The following is a 15,508-nucleotide window of genomic DNA, read 5'->3' on the forward strand; positions in this document are numbered from 1 at the left end:
GGTTTCGCTTTTCGCAACAAGCGGAAGCGACTAGGCTTGCCCGATGGCACGCAAGATCGACCTCGAGGCCCTTTGCAACGAAAAGGGCCTTCGCATCACCGAACAGCGGCGGGTGATCGCACGCGTGCTGTCCGAAGCGGAGGATCATCCCGACGTCGAAAAGGTGTACGAGCGCGCCTCGTCGATCGATCCCGGCATCTCGATCGCGACGGTATATCGCACCGTCCGCCTGTTCGAGGAGGCGGGGATCCTCGATCGCCACGATTTCGGCGACGGTCGTGCCCGCTACGAACCCTCGCCCGAGGCGCATCACGATCATCTGATCGACGTCGAGACCGGCAAGGTGATCGAGTTCGTCGATCCCGAGTTGGAACAGCTGCAGAAATCGATCGCGGAAAAGCTCGGCTTCCGCCTGGTCGATCACCGGATGGAGCTCTACGGAGTCAGCCTCGACCGCAAGGTTTGAGCGAGCGGGTTCGCACGTTGATGTCGGCCAGCCGCAAGACGTTCGGAAATGGCGTGGCCCATCCTGCTTCATGTGTCCCCGCGAAGGCGGTGACCCAGTACTGGGCCGCCTTCGCGGGAGCACGGGTTAAGCGATGCCCCACCTCCGCCTGACCCTCCGCCTCCTCGCGATCGTCGCGGCCCTGCTTGCCGCGCTTCCCCTCCACGGTTTCTGGCGCCTCGTCCGCGCGCCGTCCCCCTGGCCGCGGATCTTCCTCGGCACCGTCGCGCGGATCGTCGGCGCGCGCGCGCGGATCGTCGGTGTGCCGCGCCGCCGCGACGTGGTGTTCGTGTCGAATCACCTCAGCTGGATCGACATCCTGCTCCTCGCCGGGGCGAGCGGCAGCGCGTTCGTCGCCAAGGCGGAGCTGCGGGGGGTGCCGGTGGTCGGCTGGCTGTGCACGCTCAACCACACCATCTTCGTCAGCCGCGAGGATCGGCTGCGGGTCGCTGACCAGATCGACCGGATCCGCGCCGCGCTGACCGCGGCGTGGCCGGTGACGATCTTCCCCGAAGGCACCACCGGCGACGGCCATGTTCTGCTGCCGTTCAAGGCGGCGCTGCTCGCGGTTCTCGATCCGCCGCCGCCGGGCACGCGCGTCCAGCCGGTGCGGATCGATTACGGCGCGGCTACCGACGAGCTCGCCTGGGTCGGCGACGAGCATGGCCAGGCGCACGCGTTGCGCGTCCTGCGCCGGCGGGGCAGCTTCGTCGCGACGCTGACCTTCCTCGAGCCGTTCGACCCGCTCGATCACCCCGGCCGCAAGGCGATCGCGGCGGAGGCGCGACAACGGATCGAGACAGCGTGACAGGATGGCGAACTACGACCTCCCCGTAGCGGCCCCATGTCGCTATAGGGCGCGGATGAAGCCCGCCCCGAAAACCTTTCACGTCAAATCCTTCGGCTGCCAGATGAACGTCTACGACGGCGATCGCATGGCCGAATTGATGACAGCGGACGGCCTGGTGCCGGCCGTAGACGCGGCGTCGGCGGATCTGGTGGTGCTCAACACCTGCCACATCCGCGAACGCGCGACCGACAAGGTCTATTCCGACATCGGGCGCCTGCGAAAGGGCGGCAAGGACCCGATGATCGCGGTCGCGGGCTGCGTGGCTCAGGCCGAGGGCGCCGAGATCGTGGCGCGGGCCAAGGTCGACATCGTCGTCGGGCCGCAAGCCTATCATAATTTGCCGGGGCTGGTCGCCCGGGCAGTCGCAGGGGAGACGGCGCTCGATACCGACATGCCGGTGTTGTCGAAGTTCGGGGCGCTGCCCGCCCGCCGCCGCGCCACGCCCTCCGCCTTCCTCACCGTGCAGGAAGGGTGCGACAAGTTCTGCACCTATTGCGTGGTGCCCTATACCCGCGGCGCCGAGGTCAGCCGGCCGTTCGCCGCGATCGTCGACGAGGCTCGCGCGCTGGTCGATGCCGGCGCGCGCGAGATCACGCTGCTCGGGCAGAACGTGAACGCGTGGACCGATGGCGACTACGGTCTCCACGATCTGATCCGCGCGCTCGATCGCGTGTCCGGGCTGGCGCGGATCCGCTACACCACCAGCCATCCCAACGACATGACCCAAGGGCTGATCGACGCGCACCGCGACGTCGAATCGCTGATGCCGTTCCTGCATCTGCCGGTGCAGTCGGGCAATGACCGGGTGCTTCGCGCGATGAACCGCAGCCATAGCCGCGACAGCTATCTGCGCATCCTCGACCGCGTTCGCGCCGCCCGCCCCGACATCGCGCTTTCCGGCGACTTCATCGTCGGCTTCCCCGGCGAGACCGATGCAGAGTTCCAGGACACCGTGCGGCTGTGCGACCAGGTCGGCTATGCGCAGGCCTATAGCTTCAAATACTCCCCCCGCCCCGGCACACCCGCCGCCGACATGGCCGCGCAGATCCCCGCGGACGTCATGGACGACCGGCTGCAACGCCTCCAGGCGGCGCTCAACCGCGATCAGCAGGCATTCAACGCAGGGACGGTCGGCCGTCGCTGCCAGGTCCTGATCGAACGTCGCGGCAAGCTGCCGGGGCAGATGCTCGGCAAGTCGCCCTGGCTGCAATCGGTCCACCTGCTGACCGCCGCCGCGATCGGCGATCTCGTCGAGGTCGATCTGGTCCGCGCCGATCCCAACTCGCTGTCGGGCGTGGAACGGGTGATGGCGGCGGCTTGAGCATCGGCAACCGGATCGAGGCGGCTGGGCTGGCGCGCCTGGCCTAACGGATCAGTAGTGGAATCGGCATTGTGCGATTTCGAGGTGTTGGTCCGGCGCCTTTCCCGATAGGCGATAGACCAGCCGATCATCCTGGGTGAGTCGTCGAGACCACCACCCGGCCAGATCGCCTTTGAGAGGCTCAGGCTTTCCCCTGCCCTTGAACGGCGTTCGCCGACATTCTTCCAGCAGGTCGTTCAATTTGCTCAGCACCTTGGCGTCGGTGTCGATCCAGTGGCCATATTGCTCCCACGCCATTTCCGAAAAGATCAGCTTCACGCGGCGGCGATCTTGACCAGTTCGCGTTCGACCCCCTCACCGGCATCGAGTTGTGCGATGGACTCGCGGAGCGCGCGGGCGTTCGCAGGCGTCGACAGCAGGTGCATCGTCTCCCGGATCGCGTTCCAGGCCTCCAGCGACACCATCACGACCGGCTTTCCGTTTTTTCGCGTAACGACGACTTCCTCATGATCGTCGACGACCCGCTCCATCACGTCCTTCAATCTAGCACGGGCTTCGGTGTACGTGACGACCTGCATCTTCGACCTCGCTTTCCAACGATCTGTACATATAGCAGTACTATTGCCGAACAAGGCTTAGAACAGGCCGATGATGGCCGTTACTGCGACGCGATGGTAGAAACCGCTGTCTTCCGACGCGCGAGCCTGCCACAATCGTCGTCGATGACGCTTCGCTCGCGCGACTCACTCCTGACCCGCCCGGCCGCTGCGCCGCGGCTTGAAGCGAGCGCCTCGACCCCTCACCTGATAAGGATCGGCAACCGACGAGGATCGCCGCGTCGCGAGGTCATCACCGCCACCGAAAGGATCGCATGAGCCGTAAGCCAGTCCCCGCCCAATCCGGCCAGCGTTCGCGGGTTGAGGTTTTGTTCGACAAGCCTCAGCTGCTCGCGCGGTTGTTCGGCCAATACGACCAGAATCTGGTGGCACTGGAAAATCGCTTGGGCGTCTACATCACCGCCCGGGGCAACAAGGTCGGGCTAGAGGGAACCGCGGAACAGGTCGCCACCGCGCGGGACGTGCTTCAGGACCTCTACCACCGCGTCCAGCGCGGCGAAGATGTCGACAACGGCCTGGTCGACGCGTCGATCGCCATGGCGGCGGAGCCGACGCTCGACGGCATCATCAGCGCGGACGGGCAGCGCGGACCCGGCATCATGATCCGCACCCGCAAGAAGACGATCGTGCCGCGCACGCCTGCGCAGGCACATTACATGCGCGAGCTGACGACCAACGACATGATCTTCGCGCTCGGGCCGGCGGGCACCGGCAAGACCTATATCGCGGTCGCGCAGGCGGTGGCGCAGCTGATCACCGGCAGCGTCCAGCGGCTGATCCTGTCGCGGCCCGCGGTCGAGGCGGGCGAGAAGCTCGGCTTCCTGCCCGGCGACATGAAGGAGAAGGTCGATCCCTATCTCCGCCCGCTCTACGATGCGCTCCACGATTGCCTGCCCGCGGAGCAGGTCGAGCGGCGGATCGCCAGCGGCGAGATCGAGATCGCGCCGATCGCGTTCATGCGCGGCCGGACGCTGGCCGAGGCGTTCGTGATCCTCGACGAGGCGCAGAACACCACGCCCGCTCAGATGAAGATGTTTTTGACCCGCTTCGGCCAGAACAGCCGGATGGTGATCTGCGGCGATCCCAACCAGACCGACCTCCCCGGCGGCGTCGGCTCCTCGGGCTTGGCGGACGCGACGACGCGGCTGGAGGGCGTCGAAGGCATTTCGATGACCCGCTTCACCGCTGCCGACGTCGTCCGCCACCCGATCGTCGGGCGGATCGTCGAGGCTTATGAGGGGCCGAACGCGTGACTGAGCGGAATACCATCGCATGATCCATATCGAACTCACCCGCGAAGAGCCGTGGCCCGATCACGACTGGGACGCGATTGCCAAGCGTGCCGCCGCCGCCGCGATCGAGCGGACGACGCATGGCGAGCTGCTCATCACAACGGCCGCCGTCGAGATCTCGGTCCGGCTTACCACCGACGACGAGGTTCGCCAGCTCAACCAGCAGTATCGGCAGAAGGATAAGCCGACCAACGTCCTGTCCTTCCCCATGGTCCAGCCCGATCTGCTCGACACCGTCAGCCAGAATTCGGACGATGGCGAGCTGCTGCTCGGCGACATCGTGCTTGCCTATGGGGTTTGCGTCGCCGAGGCCGCCGAGCGCGGGATCGCGGTCGAGGATCATGCCACGCACCTGCTGGTGCACGGCACGTTGCATCTGCTAGGCTACGACCATCTGGTGGACGACGAGGCCGAGGCGATGGAGGAGATCGAGCGCGACGCGCTCGCCGCGCTGGGGATCGGCGACCCCTATCTAATACGCGAGGACTGACCTACCCCAATGTCCGAGGACCGAAGTACCGCCGGAAACGGCGACCCTCATGAAAACGGCATCTGGCGCGGGTTGCGCGGCCTGATCTTCGGCGAACGCGTCGACGATACCCTGCGCGACCAGCTCGAGGAGGCGATCGATCGCCACGAGGACGATCCCGCTCCCGATGCGAAGGGCGATCTGTCGCCGCTCGAGCGCCAGATGGTGCGCAACCTGCTCCACTTCGGCGAGCGCGACGCAGGCGACGTCGGGGTGCCCCGCGCCGATATAATCGCGGTCGAGGAACGGACCAGCTTCGATCACTTGGTACAGATCTTCGCAGAGGCCGGACACAGCCGGCTGCCGGTCTATCGCGGCGAGCTCGATACGATCATCGGCATGATCCACATAAAGGACGTATTCGCCATTTTGGCGACCGGTGCACCGCATCCGGAGACGCTCGCCGGGCTGATCCGCGAGCCGCTCTACGTCCCGATGTCGCGCGGCGCGCTCGACTTGCTGGCGGACATGCGCGCGAGCCATGTCCATCTCGCGGTGGTGCTCGACGAATATTCGGGCACCGAGGGTCTTGTGACGATCGAGGACCTGATCGAGGAGATCGTCGGCGAGATCGAGGACGAGCATGACGAGGCGCCCGAAGCTTTGCTGGTTCCGATCGACGGCGGCGCGTGGGAGGCCGATGCGCGGGCGGAGCTGGAGGATGCGGCAGCGCTGGTCGACTCGCGCCTGGGCGACAACGACAGCGACGTCGATACGCTCGGCGGCCTGACCGCGGTGCTGGCGGGGCACGTGCCCCCGGTCGGCACCTGCGTACTGCATCCGAGCGGCTGGAAGTTCGAGGTCACCCAGGCCGACGAACGCCGGATCCATCGGCTGCGGCTGCATCCGCCGGTCGTCCTGGTCGAGGAAGACGCCTGATCGGGCGCCCGCGACCGTAAGCACCCTTTCTTGTGCGGATCGGATGGCCGGACTATCTCGTGAGGATGCGCAAACACATCCTCATCGTCCTCGGCTTGATCGTCCTCGTCATCATCGCGGGCGTGACCTATGTCGGCTGGCCCGACACCGCGCAGCTGCCGGCGGATCAGGTCACCGGCCGTCGCCCGACGATCTCCGATCCGCGGATCCAGACGATCCCGACGGTAAAGGTCGCCGACGTGGTCGGCTGGCGCGACGGCGCGGCGCCGGTCGCGGCGGCTGGCTTGAAAGTGCAGCCTTTCGCCACCGATCTGGATCATCCCCGCTGGCTCTATCGCCTGCCCAACGGCGACGTACTGGTGGCCGAGAGCAACTCGCCCCCGCGCAAGGGCGGCGGTATTCACGGCTTCGTGATGAAGCTGCTGATGGGCAAGGCGGGCGCGGGCGTGCCGTCCGCCAATCGCATCACCCTGCTCCGCGATGCGGACGGCGACGGCGTCGCCGAGACCCGGTCGGTGTTCATGACCGGGCTGAACTCGCCGATGGGCATGACGCTGATGAACGGCATGCTCTACGTCGCCAACACCGACGCGCTGGTCCGCGTGCCCTATAGCGACGGCATGACCAAGGTGACCGCCAAGCCCGAACTGGTCGTCAAGCTGAACGGCGGCGGCAACCACTGGGCACGGACGCTGATCCCCAACACCGATGGCAAGACCCTGCTGGTCGGCGTCGGATCGTCGTCGAACATCGCCGAGAACGGGATCGATGCCGAGAAGTATCGCGCCAACATCCTCCAGGTCTGGCCGAAGGAGAAGACCTACCGCGTCTTCGCGGCGGGCCTGCGCAACCCGCAGGGGATGGCGATCAACCCGCAATCCAACCGCTTATGGACGGTCGTCAACGAACGCGACATGCTCGGTTCGGATCTGGTCCCCGACTATCTGACCCAGGTCGAATTCGGCGACAATTTCGGGTGGCCCTGGTATTATTGGGGCGGTTACCCCGACACCCGCGTCGAGCAGGACAATCCGCAGCTTCAGCAATACTCCAAGCGCCCGGACTATGCGCTCGGGCCCCACGTCGCGGCGCTCGGGCTGGCGTTCTCGGCCGACGCGAAGCTAGGCGGGCGGTTCGCGAACGGCGCCTTCGTCGGCGAACACGGCTCGTGGAATCGCAAGCCGGTGGCGGGCTACAAGGTCGTCTTCGTGCCGTTCGCGGCCGGGGGGTTTCCTGCCGAGAACGCCAAGCCGATCGACGTGCTGAGCGGATTCCTCGACAAGGACGGCAAGGCGCAAGGCCGGCCAGTCGGCGTCGCCACCGACAAGGCCGGCGCGCTGCTGGTGGCGGACGACGTCGGCAACCGCGTGTGGCGGGTGAGCGCAGCGGAGAAGGTTGCGGCGCGATAGGGAGTGTAAACGTCTTGTAAGGCGATCCTCCCCTGAGACGGGAGGAAAACACCACCCGTGCTCCTGCGCACGCAGGAGCACGGAGCGCTCACTTCAGCAGCTTCGGCGCCTCCGCCTGGATCACGTCGCGGATCTTTCCCGCGAACAGGCCCAGGAAACCCGGCAGGTCGACCGAGGCGTGCACCTTGTCGTCGAAGACCGTTGCCGTCGACTTGATCGACTGGCCCATCGCGTCGACGGTGAACACCATCGTGTCGCCTTCCCAGCGGTGTACGACCTGCGCCCCGCCGGGAATCATCCGGCCGATCTTGCCGACTCCGCCGTCCAGCCGTTCGCGCACCGCGGCCTTGCCCAGCTTGTGCGGGATATCGAGTTCGATCGGTGCGCTCATGCGGCTTGCTCCTCGGTCGCGAACAACATCGCGTCATCCGCAAACGCCTTGAACTCCAGCGCGTTGCCGCTGGGATCGCGAAAGAACATCGTGGCCTGCTCGCCGGCTTGGCCCTTGAAGCGGATGTGCGGCTCGATCCCGAACGCGATGCCCGCCGCCGCGACGCGTGCCGCGAGCGCTTCCCAGTCCTCCATGGTCAGGACAATGCCGAAATGCGGCACGGGCACGTGGTGCCCGTCGACCTCGTTACTGACCGCCACCGCACGCGCCGCGGGATCGAGATGCGCGACGATCTGGTGGCCGAAGAAGTCGTAGTCGATCCACTGGTCGCTCGAGCGGCCCTCCGCACAGCCGAGCGTATCGCCGTAGAAGCCACGCGCGGCGGCGAGATCGTGGACCGGAAAGGCGAGATGAAACGGGCGTAGCGTCATGCCGGACTGATACACCCCGCCGCGCACCGCGTCACCCCGCCTCGCGCGCGGCACGACCGGCGATGTTGCTCCCGCGCCGCTGTCCCGTCATATCCGCGCCGTGACCTTCACCCTTCCCCCGATCCGCTATCCGGCGCTCGCGTCGCTCCTGCTCGGCGCGGTGGCCGCGACCGGCTTCGCACCACTCGATCTCTGGCCGCTCACCGTCGCCGCAGTCGCGCTGTGGATGGGGATCGTGCACTCCGCGGCGACGGCGCGACGCGCGCTGTGGCTCGGCTGGGCGTTCGGCGTCGGGCACTTCACAATTAACAACAACTGGTTCCAGCACGCGTTCGACTTCCAGGACAAGATGCCGCCGGTGCTGGGCTATTTCGCCGCGGTCGGCCTCGCGCTGTACCTCGCGGTGTTCCCCGCCTTCGCCGCCGCGATCGCGTGGCGCCTTGGCCGGGGCGAGCGGCCCGACACCGCCTATGCCCTCGCCTTCGCCTCGGCATGGATCGCGACCGAATGGCTGCGATCGGTGCTGTTCACCGGCTATGCCTGGGACCCGCTCGGCGTGATCTGGCTGCCGCGGATCGGGGTCGCGCGGCTGAGCGCGTGGATCGGCACCTATGCGCTGTCGGGGGTGACGATATTCGCGGCGGGATCACTGCTCCTGATCCGCCGCCGTGTCGCCGTGCCCGCGGTGACCGCGGCGCTGCTGGCCTTCGCCGCCGCCTCCGCCCGCTGGACCGACGCGCCGCCCGCCGGCCCCGGCACGCCGCTGGTGCGGATCGTTCAGCCCAACATCAGCCAGAACGAACGCGGCGAGGAGGACGGCGAACGCGTGCTCGCCGCGCTGGCCAAGCTATCGGGCAAGCCCGGACCGGTGCCACGATTGGTGGTGTGGCCCGAAGGCGTGGTGCGCGACTTCATCGAGAGCGGCTACCCGCCTTACATCTATAACGGCGCCAGCCCGCTGTACCTGCGCTGGCGCCTCGCGCGGCTGCTGGGCCCGCGCGACCTGTTGCTGACCGGCGGCACCGCACTGCGCTTCGACGCCGCGGAGGATGTCGTCGGCGCAAGCAACTCGGTGTTCGCGATCACCCCCGATGCGCGCATTGCGGGCCGTTACGACAAGGCGCATTTGGTGCCCTACGGCGAATACCTGCCCCTCCCCTGGCTGCTCCGCCCGCTCGGGCTGGCGCGCTTGGTGCCCGGCGACATCGACTTCGACGACGGACCCGGCCCTGCCAACCTCGCACTACCGGGCTTCGGCGCCATCGGCGTGCAGATCTGCTACGAGATCATCTTCTCGGGCCGCGTGGTCGATCGCGCGCACCGGCCGCGGCTGTTGTTCAATCCGTCTAACGACGCCTGGTTCGGCAAATGGGGACCGCCCCAGCACTTGGCGCAGGCACGGATGCGCGCGATCGAGGAAGGGTTGCCGATCGTCCGCGCCACGCCGACCGGCATCTCCGCGGTGATCTCGGCGGACGGGCGCATCCTCGCGCAGATCCCGCACGAAACCGCGGGCGGGGTCGACACACCGATCCCGCCCGCGCTGCAACCAACCTTCTTCTCGCGGATGGGCAACCGCACCGCCGCCGCGGTGGCGCTGCTGTTCGCGGTTCTGGCCGTTGCCATCCGCCGACGTGCGCGATAGAGGCGATATAAAGCTTTCTTTATATCAGCTAGAGAGATCCATGCGCAGCAGCTTCATCTTTACGTCCGAATCGGTCTCCGAAGGCCATCCCGACAAGGTTGCCGACCAGATCAGCGATTCGATCGTCGACCTGTTCCTGTCCAAGGATCCCGAAGCGCGCGTCGCGTGCGAGACGCTGACGACCACCCAGCTCGTGGTGCTGGCGGGCGAGATTCGCGGCAAGGGCATCATGGACCTCGACGGCAACTGGGCCGAGGGCGTTAAGGACGAGATCGAGGCCGCCGTCCGCGATACCGTGAAGCGGATCGGCTACGAACAGTCCGGCTTCCATTGGCAGACCTTCCGCTTCGAGAACAATCTCCACCCGCAATCCGCGCATATCGCGATGGGTGTCGACGAGAGCGGCAACAAGGACGAGGGCGCGGGCGACCAGGGCATCATGTTCGGCTATGCCACCGACGAGACGCCGGGGCTGATGCCGGCCACGCTCTATTACAGCCACAAGATCCTCGAGAAGATGGCCGCGGATCGCCATTCGGGCGCCGCGCCGTTCCTGGAGCCCGACGCCAAGAGCCAGGTGACGCTGCAATACGAGAACGAGCTGCCGGTCCGCGCCACCGCGCTGGTCGTGTCGACCCAGCATAGCGCCGAGCTGTCGAACGATGCGGGCCAGGCCAAGCTACGCGACTATGTGAAGGGCGTGTTCGCCGAGATCCTGCCCGACGGCTGGCTTCCCGCGGACGACAAGATCTACGTCAACCCGACCGGGCTTTTCGAGATCGGCGGACCCGACGGCGACGCCGGTGTCACCGGACGCAAGATCATCGTCGACACCTATGGCGGCGCCGCGCCACACGGCGGCGGCGCGTTCAGCGGCAAGGATCCGACCAAGGTCGATCGCTCCGCCGCCTATGTCGCGCGCTATCTCGCCAAGAACGTCGTCGCCGCGAAGCTCGCGCGCCGCTGCACGATCCAGCTGTCCTACGCGATCGGTATCGCCGAGCCGCTGTCGGTCTATGTCGACCTGCACGGCACCGGCACCGTCGAGGAAGCTGCGCTCGAGGCGGCGTTGCCGAAGCTCGTTCGCCTGACCCCCAAGGGCATCCGCGAGCATCTGAAGCTCAACGCGCCGATCTATTCCAAGACCGCCGCCTATGGGCATTTCGGCCGCGATCCCGAGGGCGACCTGTTCACCTGGGAAAAGACCGACCTGGTCGATGCGCTGAAGGCCGCCGTCGCCTGAGTCGAACGCGGTCATGAACGATCCCGCGACGATCCGCCGCCTCTATGGGCGGCGGCAGGGCCACAAGCTGCGCGAGGGCCAGGCCGCGCTGGTCGAGGAGACGCTGCCCCGGCTCAGCGTGCCCGCGGCCGGCCCGCTCGATGCGCGCATACTGTTCGGCGACGATCGTCCGCTGCATGTCGAGATCGGCTTCGGCGCGGGCGAACACCTCGCGGCGCAGGCGGGCGAGACCCCGGACACCGGCTTCATCGGCTGCGAACCCTTTCTAAATGGCGTGGTCGGCGCGCTCGTCCACATCCGCGACGACGTGCTCGACAATGTCCGATTGCACATGGGCGACGCGCTGGAGGTGATCGAGCGCCTTCCCGATGCAAGCCTCGACCGGCTCTACCTGCTCCATCCGGACCCTTGGCCGAAAGCGCGGCATGCCAAGCGCCGCATGGTCAATCACGGTCCGCTCGACGCCATCGCCGCCAAGCTGAAGCCCGGCGCCGAGTTCCGGCTGGGCACCGACGACCCGACCTATTGTCGTTGGTCGATGATGATCATGAATCAGCGCGCCGACTTCGCCTGGACCGCGCAGAGCCCGCGCGACTTCCTCGAACGGCCTGCCGACTGGCCGGAGACACGCTACGAACGCAAGGCGCGACGCCAGGGGCACGAGGTCTGGTACTTTCGCTACGTGCGGCGCTGACCGGTACGCAGGGGATGGCGACGGCCCGCATCACCAGGCGTTCAGGTGAGAAGGGCTAGCGGCGGGGCCACTGGACGAGGAGGGTCATCGATATGGCGCGGCAACGAATATTGGGAGCGTTCGCGCTGGCGACGATCGCCTCCGCAGCAGCGGCAAGCGTCGACACCTCGCCCAAACCTGGCGGCGCCTATCGGCTGAAGCCCGGCATCTACGTGCAGAAAGGCGTTGCCTGCGCGTCGGCGCCCAACGCGGCGATCCGCCAGTATGACGGCCGCGGCATCAGCAGCGCGCACAGCCGAAGCTGTAGCGTCCATGTGCTGTCGCGCCGTGGCACTCGATACGAGGTGGTCCAGTCGTGCATCGGTGCCGGGAGCGGCCCGGCCCCGAGGTTCAGCGAGCGCCAGACCGTCACGGTGCAGGATGCCCTGACCTTCACGCTGCGCACGCGCGGGAACGGCACCGCGTATCGCTACTGTCCCACCTACATGCTGCCGGCCGATCTGCAGGCAGCGACGAAGCGCGACTGATCCGACCGCCGCGCAGATCGGTACGCCAGCGACCGGACGCACGGACCCTTCGCAGCGAAGCTACGTTGAGGGGGTCGACAGCTTTTCACGAAGGAACGAACGCAATGGCGCGCAAACCCGGCAAGTCCACCCAGCCCTCTTCGGTCGAGGCACAGCCTCAGTACAAGGTCGAATATCGCGAGATCCAGCCCTACGGAACGCTGAAGGAGCTGCCGCTGGCGCTTGAGGACAATGCCCGCGCGCAGAGCGTCGCGACGCTCAACCAGGTGCTCGCCGACACGATGACCCTGCGCGATCTGTACAAGAAGCATCACTGGCAGATGTCTGGCGCGACCTTCTACCAACTTCATCTCCTGCTGGATAAGCATTACGAGGAGCAGGCTGCGCTCGTGGATCTCATCGCGGAACGGATCATGGCGCTGGGGGGGATCAGCATCGCGATGGCTCCCGACGTGGCGGAAATGACCAAGATCCCCCGCCCGCCCAAGGGCCGCGAAGATGTCCCGACCCAGCTGTCGCGACTGCTCGAAGCTCACGAGATCATCCTGCGCCAGGCTCGCGAAGGCGCCGACGCGGCGGACGAGGCCGGCGACGACGGCACCAACGATCTGCTGGTGAGCAACGTCATCCGCACCCACGAACCCGAAGTGTGGTTCGTGGCCGAGCATCTCGCCGCGACCGAACTGGTGCGGCCCAACGCGTAGGTGATGCGTCGCCCGGCCTGCGCCGCCATTGCGTCGCCCGCCGGGAGCAGCGACACTGGCGCGATGGACGAGGCAAAGCGGGCGACGCTCGCGGGCATGGCGGCGGCAGGCGTCACGGGGGTCGCATCGGCGGGCGACCGCGATCGCCGCGATCGCGAGGTGGTCGATGCGGTCGACCGCCGCATGTCGGCTTATGATCCGATCTGGCGCAGCGCGAGTCGCGATGCCGGCGAATCGATGCCGTGCGGGGCGGGCGACATCGGGCTGAACGTCTGGGTCGAAGGCGACGACCTGCTGTTCTACGTCGCCCGCAGCGGCGCGTTCGACGAAACCAACAGCTACCTCAAGCTCGGCCGCGCGCGGCTGCGGTTCGATCCGTCGCCGTTCGCTGCAGGAGCCGGGTTCGAGCAACGCCTGCGCCTGGTCGACGGCGAGATGGTGGTGACCTGCGGCGATCTGACCGTCACCCTTTGGGCCGACGTCGACGCTCCGATCGTCCACGTCGTCGCGGAGAGCGCCGCCCGGATCGGGATGACCGCGACGTGGGAGAGCTGGCGCACCGCCGACCGCGATTATCACCCCACCGAGATGTCGATGCACCGCGCCTATGACGGCGCACCGGTCACGCCGCGCCAATATGCCGACGAGGTCGGGTTCGCGGAGCGCGGCGTGCTCAGCCGTCACCATAATCGCGACACCAGCGTCTTCGACCTGCTCGTCGAGCAGCAGGGCCTCACCGACGTGAAGGGCGAATTGTGGAACCCGCTCGCCGGGCTCGGCTTCGGCGCCTTGCTACGCGGCGACGATGTCGCGCCCGCCGGCACCGTTGAAGGGCGTTACGCCAGCACCGACTTTACCGGCTGGCGGCTCGCGAGCCGCCGCCCGCGACGCAGGCAGGCGCTCCGCCTCTACTGTCACGTTGCGCAGGCCGCCTCGCGCGAGGACTGGCTCGCGGGGCTGCGTCGGCTGGTTGCGGCGGATCCGGGCGCCGCGGCATCGCGCGCGCGCAGCCGGCGCTGGTGGCGGGCGTTCTGGGATCGCAGCTGGATCGCGATCGAACCCGGCGACCCGCGGCCGGACAGCCAGCCGTGGCGGATCGGGCGCAACTACCAGCTGTTCCGTCATCAGCTCGGCACCAATGCGCGCAGCGCGTGGCCGACCAAGTTCAACGGCGGCAACCTGACGGTCGATCCGGAGTTTACCAAGGCCGAGCTGCGCCTGTCGCCCGATTACCGCGCCTGGGGTGGCGGCGAGTTCACCGCGCAGAACCAGCGGCTGGTTTATTGGCCGATGCTGAAGAGCGGCGACGCCGATCTGATGCGGCCGCAGCTGGATTTCTATCGCCGCCTGCGCCGCACCGCGGAGCTTCGCACGCAGGTCTATTGGGGCCACAAGGGCGCCTGCTTCGTCGAGCAGATCGAGAATTTCGGGCTGTGCTGCGGGCAGGAATGGGGTTGGCAACGGACCTGGAACAAGCCCGCGATCCTGCTGCCCGGCGTCGAGGACAGCGCATTCGTCGATCACCTCTGGGACACCGTGCTCGAATTCTGCCTGATGATGCTCGAGGTCGGGCGTTTCGCCGGCACCGACGTGTCGGGCGATCTCGGCTTCGTCGACAGCTGCCTCACCTTCTTCGACGAGCATTACCGCCGCGAACATGCACGCATCGCGGGGACCGAGCTCGATGCGGACGGCAAGCTCGTGTTCTTCCCCGGCACCGCTTGCGAAACGTACAAGAGCGCGCTGAACTCGACCGTGACGATCGCGGGCTTGGACGCGGTGCTGGCGGCACTGCTGGCCCTGCGCGAACGGCTTCTCGCCCCCCCCCTCCGCTCCCGCTACGCCGCGATGCGCAAGACGCTGCCGCCCTTCCCGACCCGCCGGATGGCCGGCCACCGCGTCCTCGCGCCCGCCGCGCTGTGGGACCGGATCCAGAATGTCGAGATCCCGCAGCTCTATCCGGTGTTCCCCTATCACCAGTACAGCGTCGGCCTGCCCGACCTGCAAATCGCGATCGACACTTGGCATCACGGCGTCGACACCCCGGCGCAGAAGGGCATCAAGAGCTGGCACCAGGACGCGATCTTCTGCGCGCGGCTTGGCCTGACCGACGAAGCCGCCAGGCTGACCGCGCTGAAGCTCGATGATTCCGGTCGCCGCTATCCAACCTTCTGGGGCCCCGGCCACGATTGGGCACCCGACCACAACTGGGGCGGCTCGGGCATGATCGGCCTCCAGGAAATGCTGATGCAGACGCCCGGCGATGCGATCCACCTGTTCCCCGCCTGGCCGCGCAACTGGGATGTCGACTTCCGCCTCCACGCACCGCACGGCACGCGCGTGGACGCGACCCTCCGCGCCGGCCGGCTGGTCGCGTTGACGGTCGAGCCACCCGCGGCGCGGTCGCGGATCGTCCTGCCGGATTGGTTCACCGCCGACTCCTCGTCTCCGGCAGGATAGTCGTTGGCGCG

At 67.3% G+C, this 15,508-nt stretch carries 17 protein-coding genes; 13 read left to right on the top strand and 4 right to left on the bottom strand.

From position 1 onward, the window contains the following. Positions 1 to 43 precede the first annotated feature (43 nt). From ACT009_RS06190 to miaB, 3 genes are all read left to right on the top strand, one after another. Entirely contained in the window at positions 44 to 466 is a 423-nt protein-coding gene (locus tag ACT009_RS06190) for a Fur family transcriptional regulator (RefSeq protein ID WP_375421944.1), read from the top strand. A 133-nt stretch (positions 467 to 599) separates the two neighbouring features. Next, positions 600 to 1,313: a lysophospholipid acyltransferase family protein gene (locus ACT009_RS06195; protein WP_445193465.1), complete on the top strand. Its 714-nt coding sequence runs from the start codon at positions 600 to 602 to the stop codon at positions 1,311 to 1,313. 55 nt (positions 1,314 to 1,368) lie between these two features. After that, positions 1,369 to 2,676 (top strand): tRNA (N6-isopentenyl adenosine(37)-C2)-methylthiotransferase MiaB, encoded by a 1,308-nt coding sequence (miaB, locus tag ACT009_RS06200; RefSeq protein ID WP_445193466.1) that lies wholly within the window; start codon positions 1,369 to 1,371, stop codon positions 2,674 to 2,676. A gap of 51 nt (positions 2,677 to 2,727) precedes the next feature. On the opposite strand, the gene ACT009_RS06205 is transcribed toward miaB, so the two are convergent. Both ACT009_RS06205 and ACT009_RS06210 read right to left on the bottom strand, forming a co-directional pair. Next, complete coding sequence (locus ACT009_RS06205) at positions 2,728 to 2,994, bottom strand: Txe/YoeB family addiction module toxin (RefSeq protein ID WP_445193467.1); 267 nt, start codon at positions 2,992 to 2,994, stop codon at positions 2,728 to 2,730. After that, entirely contained in the window at positions 2,991 to 3,254 is a 264-nt protein-coding gene (locus ACT009_RS06210; protein ID WP_445193468.1) for a type II toxin-antitoxin system Phd/YefM family antitoxin, read from the bottom strand. Before ACT009_RS06210 ends, ACT009_RS06205 begins: the two co-directional genes overlap by 4 nt. A gap of 293 nt (positions 3,255 to 3,547) precedes the next feature. Between ACT009_RS06210 and ACT009_RS06215 the strand changes: the two genes are divergently transcribed. The 4 genes from ACT009_RS06215 (at position 3,548) to ACT009_RS06230 (ending at position 7,402) form a co-directional block, all read left to right on the top strand. Continuing rightward, positions 3,548 to 4,546 carry a PhoH family protein gene (locus tag ACT009_RS06215; RefSeq protein ID WP_445193469.1) on the top strand — a complete coding sequence of 333 codons (999 nt, stop codon included), beginning with the start codon at positions 3,548 to 3,550 and terminating at the stop codon, positions 4,544 to 4,546. Positions 4,547 to 4,565: 19 nt separating this feature from the next. Beyond that, positions 4,566 to 5,075 carry an rRNA maturation RNase YbeY gene (ybeY, locus tag ACT009_RS06220; protein WP_445193470.1) on the top strand — a complete coding sequence of 170 codons (510 nt, stop codon included), beginning with the start codon at positions 4,566 to 4,568 and terminating at the stop codon, positions 5,073 to 5,075. Positions 5,076 to 5,084: 9 nt separating this feature from the next. Further along, entirely contained in the window at positions 5,085 to 5,993 is a 909-nt protein-coding gene (locus ACT009_RS06225) for a hemolysin family protein (protein ID WP_445193471.1), read from the top strand. A 65-nt stretch (positions 5,994 to 6,058) separates the two neighbouring features. After that, on the top strand, positions 6,059 to 7,402 hold the full coding sequence (locus tag ACT009_RS06230) for a PQQ-dependent sugar dehydrogenase (RefSeq protein WP_445193472.1): 1,344 nt from the start codon (positions 6,059 to 6,061) through the stop codon (positions 7,400 to 7,402). An 88-nt stretch (positions 7,403 to 7,490) separates the two neighbouring features. Here the strand turns inward: ACT009_RS06230 and ACT009_RS06235 are convergent, their stop codons facing one another. Both ACT009_RS06235 and ACT009_RS06240 read right to left on the bottom strand, forming a co-directional pair. After that, positions 7,491 to 7,793 carry a polyhydroxyalkanoic acid system family protein gene (locus tag ACT009_RS06235; protein ID WP_445193473.1) on the bottom strand — a complete coding sequence of 101 codons (303 nt, stop codon included), beginning with the start codon at positions 7,791 to 7,793 and terminating at the stop codon, positions 7,491 to 7,493. Then, complete coding sequence (locus ACT009_RS06240; protein WP_445193474.1) at positions 7,790 to 8,224, bottom strand: VOC family protein; 435 nt, start codon at positions 8,222 to 8,224, stop codon at positions 7,790 to 7,792. The genes ACT009_RS06235 and ACT009_RS06240 overlap by 4 nt, the downstream gene beginning before the upstream one ends. Positions 8,225 to 8,324: 100 nt before the next feature. Between ACT009_RS06240 and lnt the strand changes: the two genes are divergently transcribed. From lnt to ACT009_RS06270, 6 genes are all read left to right on the top strand, one after another. Then, positions 8,325 to 9,869, top strand: coding sequence for an apolipoprotein N-acyltransferase (lnt, locus tag ACT009_RS06245; RefSeq protein WP_445193475.1), 1,545 nt, complete (start codon positions 8,325 to 8,327; stop codon positions 9,867 to 9,869). 40 nt (positions 9,870 to 9,909) lie between these two features. Next, the gene (metK, locus tag ACT009_RS06250; protein WP_445193476.1) at positions 9,910 to 11,112 is read left to right on the top strand and encodes a methionine adenosyltransferase; all 1,203 of its coding nucleotides are present in this window, start codon (positions 9,910 to 9,912) and stop codon (positions 11,110 to 11,112) included. Positions 11,113 to 11,125: 13 nt separating this feature from the next. Beyond that, positions 11,126 to 11,806, top strand: a complete 681-nt coding sequence (gene trmB / locus ACT009_RS06255; protein WP_445193477.1) for a tRNA (guanine(46)-N(7))-methyltransferase TrmB — start codon at positions 11,126 to 11,128, stop codon at positions 11,804 to 11,806. 92 nt (positions 11,807 to 11,898) lie between these two features. Beyond that, positions 11,899 to 12,333, top strand: a complete 435-nt coding sequence (locus tag ACT009_RS06260; protein ID WP_445193478.1) for a hypothetical protein — start codon at positions 11,899 to 11,901, stop codon at positions 12,331 to 12,333. A 104-nt stretch (positions 12,334 to 12,437) separates the two neighbouring features. Next, entirely contained in the window at positions 12,438 to 13,037 is a 600-nt protein-coding gene (locus ACT009_RS06265) for a Dps family protein (protein ID WP_445193479.1), read from the top strand. Positions 13,038 to 13,040: 3 nt separating this feature from the next. After that, positions 13,041 to 15,497 (top strand): DUF5703 domain-containing protein, encoded by a 2,457-nt coding sequence (locus ACT009_RS06270; protein ID WP_445193480.1) that lies wholly within the window; start codon positions 13,041 to 13,043, stop codon positions 15,495 to 15,497. Positions 15,498 to 15,508: the final 11 nt, after the last annotated feature.

It is taken from the genome of Sphingomonas sp. Tas61C01 (genome assembly GCF_052567495.1).

Bases quoted from the DNA above. Each gene is read 5' to 3' on its own strand.
- ACT009_RS06240 (WP_445193474.1), bottom strand. From the start codon at position 8,224: ATGACGCTACGCCCGTTTCATCTCGCCTTTCCGGTCCACGATCTCGCC.
- ACT009_RS06265 (WP_445193479.1), top strand. From the start codon at position 12,438: ATGGCGCGCAAACCCGGCAAGTCCACCCAGCCCTCTTCGGTCGAGGCA.
- ACT009_RS06260 (WP_445193478.1), top strand. From the start codon at position 11,899: ATGGCGCGGCAACGAATATTGGGAGCGTTCGCGCTGGCGACGATCGCC.
- ACT009_RS06225 (WP_445193471.1), top strand. From the start codon at position 5,085: ATGTCCGAGGACCGAAGTACCGCCGGAAACGGCGACCCTCATGAAAAC.
- ACT009_RS06195 (WP_445193465.1), top strand. From the start codon at position 600: ATGCCCCACCTCCGCCTGACCCTCCGCCTCCTCGCGATCGTCGCGGCC.
- metK (WP_445193476.1), top strand. From the start codon at position 9,910: ATGCGCAGCAGCTTCATCTTTACGTCCGAATCGGTCTCCGAAGGCCAT.
- ybeY (WP_445193470.1), top strand. From the start codon at position 4,566: ATGATCCATATCGAACTCACCCGCGAAGAGCCGTGGCCCGATCACGAC.
- ACT009_RS06215 (WP_445193469.1), top strand. From the start codon at position 3,548: ATGAGCCGTAAGCCAGTCCCCGCCCAATCCGGCCAGCGTTCGCGGGTT.
- ACT009_RS06210 (WP_445193468.1), bottom strand. From the start codon at position 3,254: ATGCAGGTCGTCACGTACACCGAAGCCCGTGCTAGATTGAAGGACGTG.
- ACT009_RS06235 (WP_445193473.1), bottom strand. From the start codon at position 7,793: ATGAGCGCACCGATCGAACTCGATATCCCGCACAAGCTGGGCAAGGCC.
- ACT009_RS06270 (WP_445193480.1), top strand. From the start codon at position 13,041: ATGCGTCGCCCGGCCTGCGCCGCCATTGCGTCGCCCGCCGGGAGCAGC.
- miaB (WP_445193466.1), top strand. From the start codon at position 1,369: ATGAAGCCCGCCCCGAAAACCTTTCACGTCAAATCCTTCGGCTGCCAG.
- ACT009_RS06230 (WP_445193472.1), top strand. From the start codon at position 6,059: ATGCGCAAACACATCCTCATCGTCCTCGGCTTGATCGTCCTCGTCATC.
- ACT009_RS06190 (WP_375421944.1), top strand. From the start codon at position 44: ATGGCACGCAAGATCGACCTCGAGGCCCTTTGCAACGAAAAGGGCCTT.
- trmB (WP_445193477.1), top strand. From the start codon at position 11,126: ATGAACGATCCCGCGACGATCCGCCGCCTCTATGGGCGGCGGCAGGGC.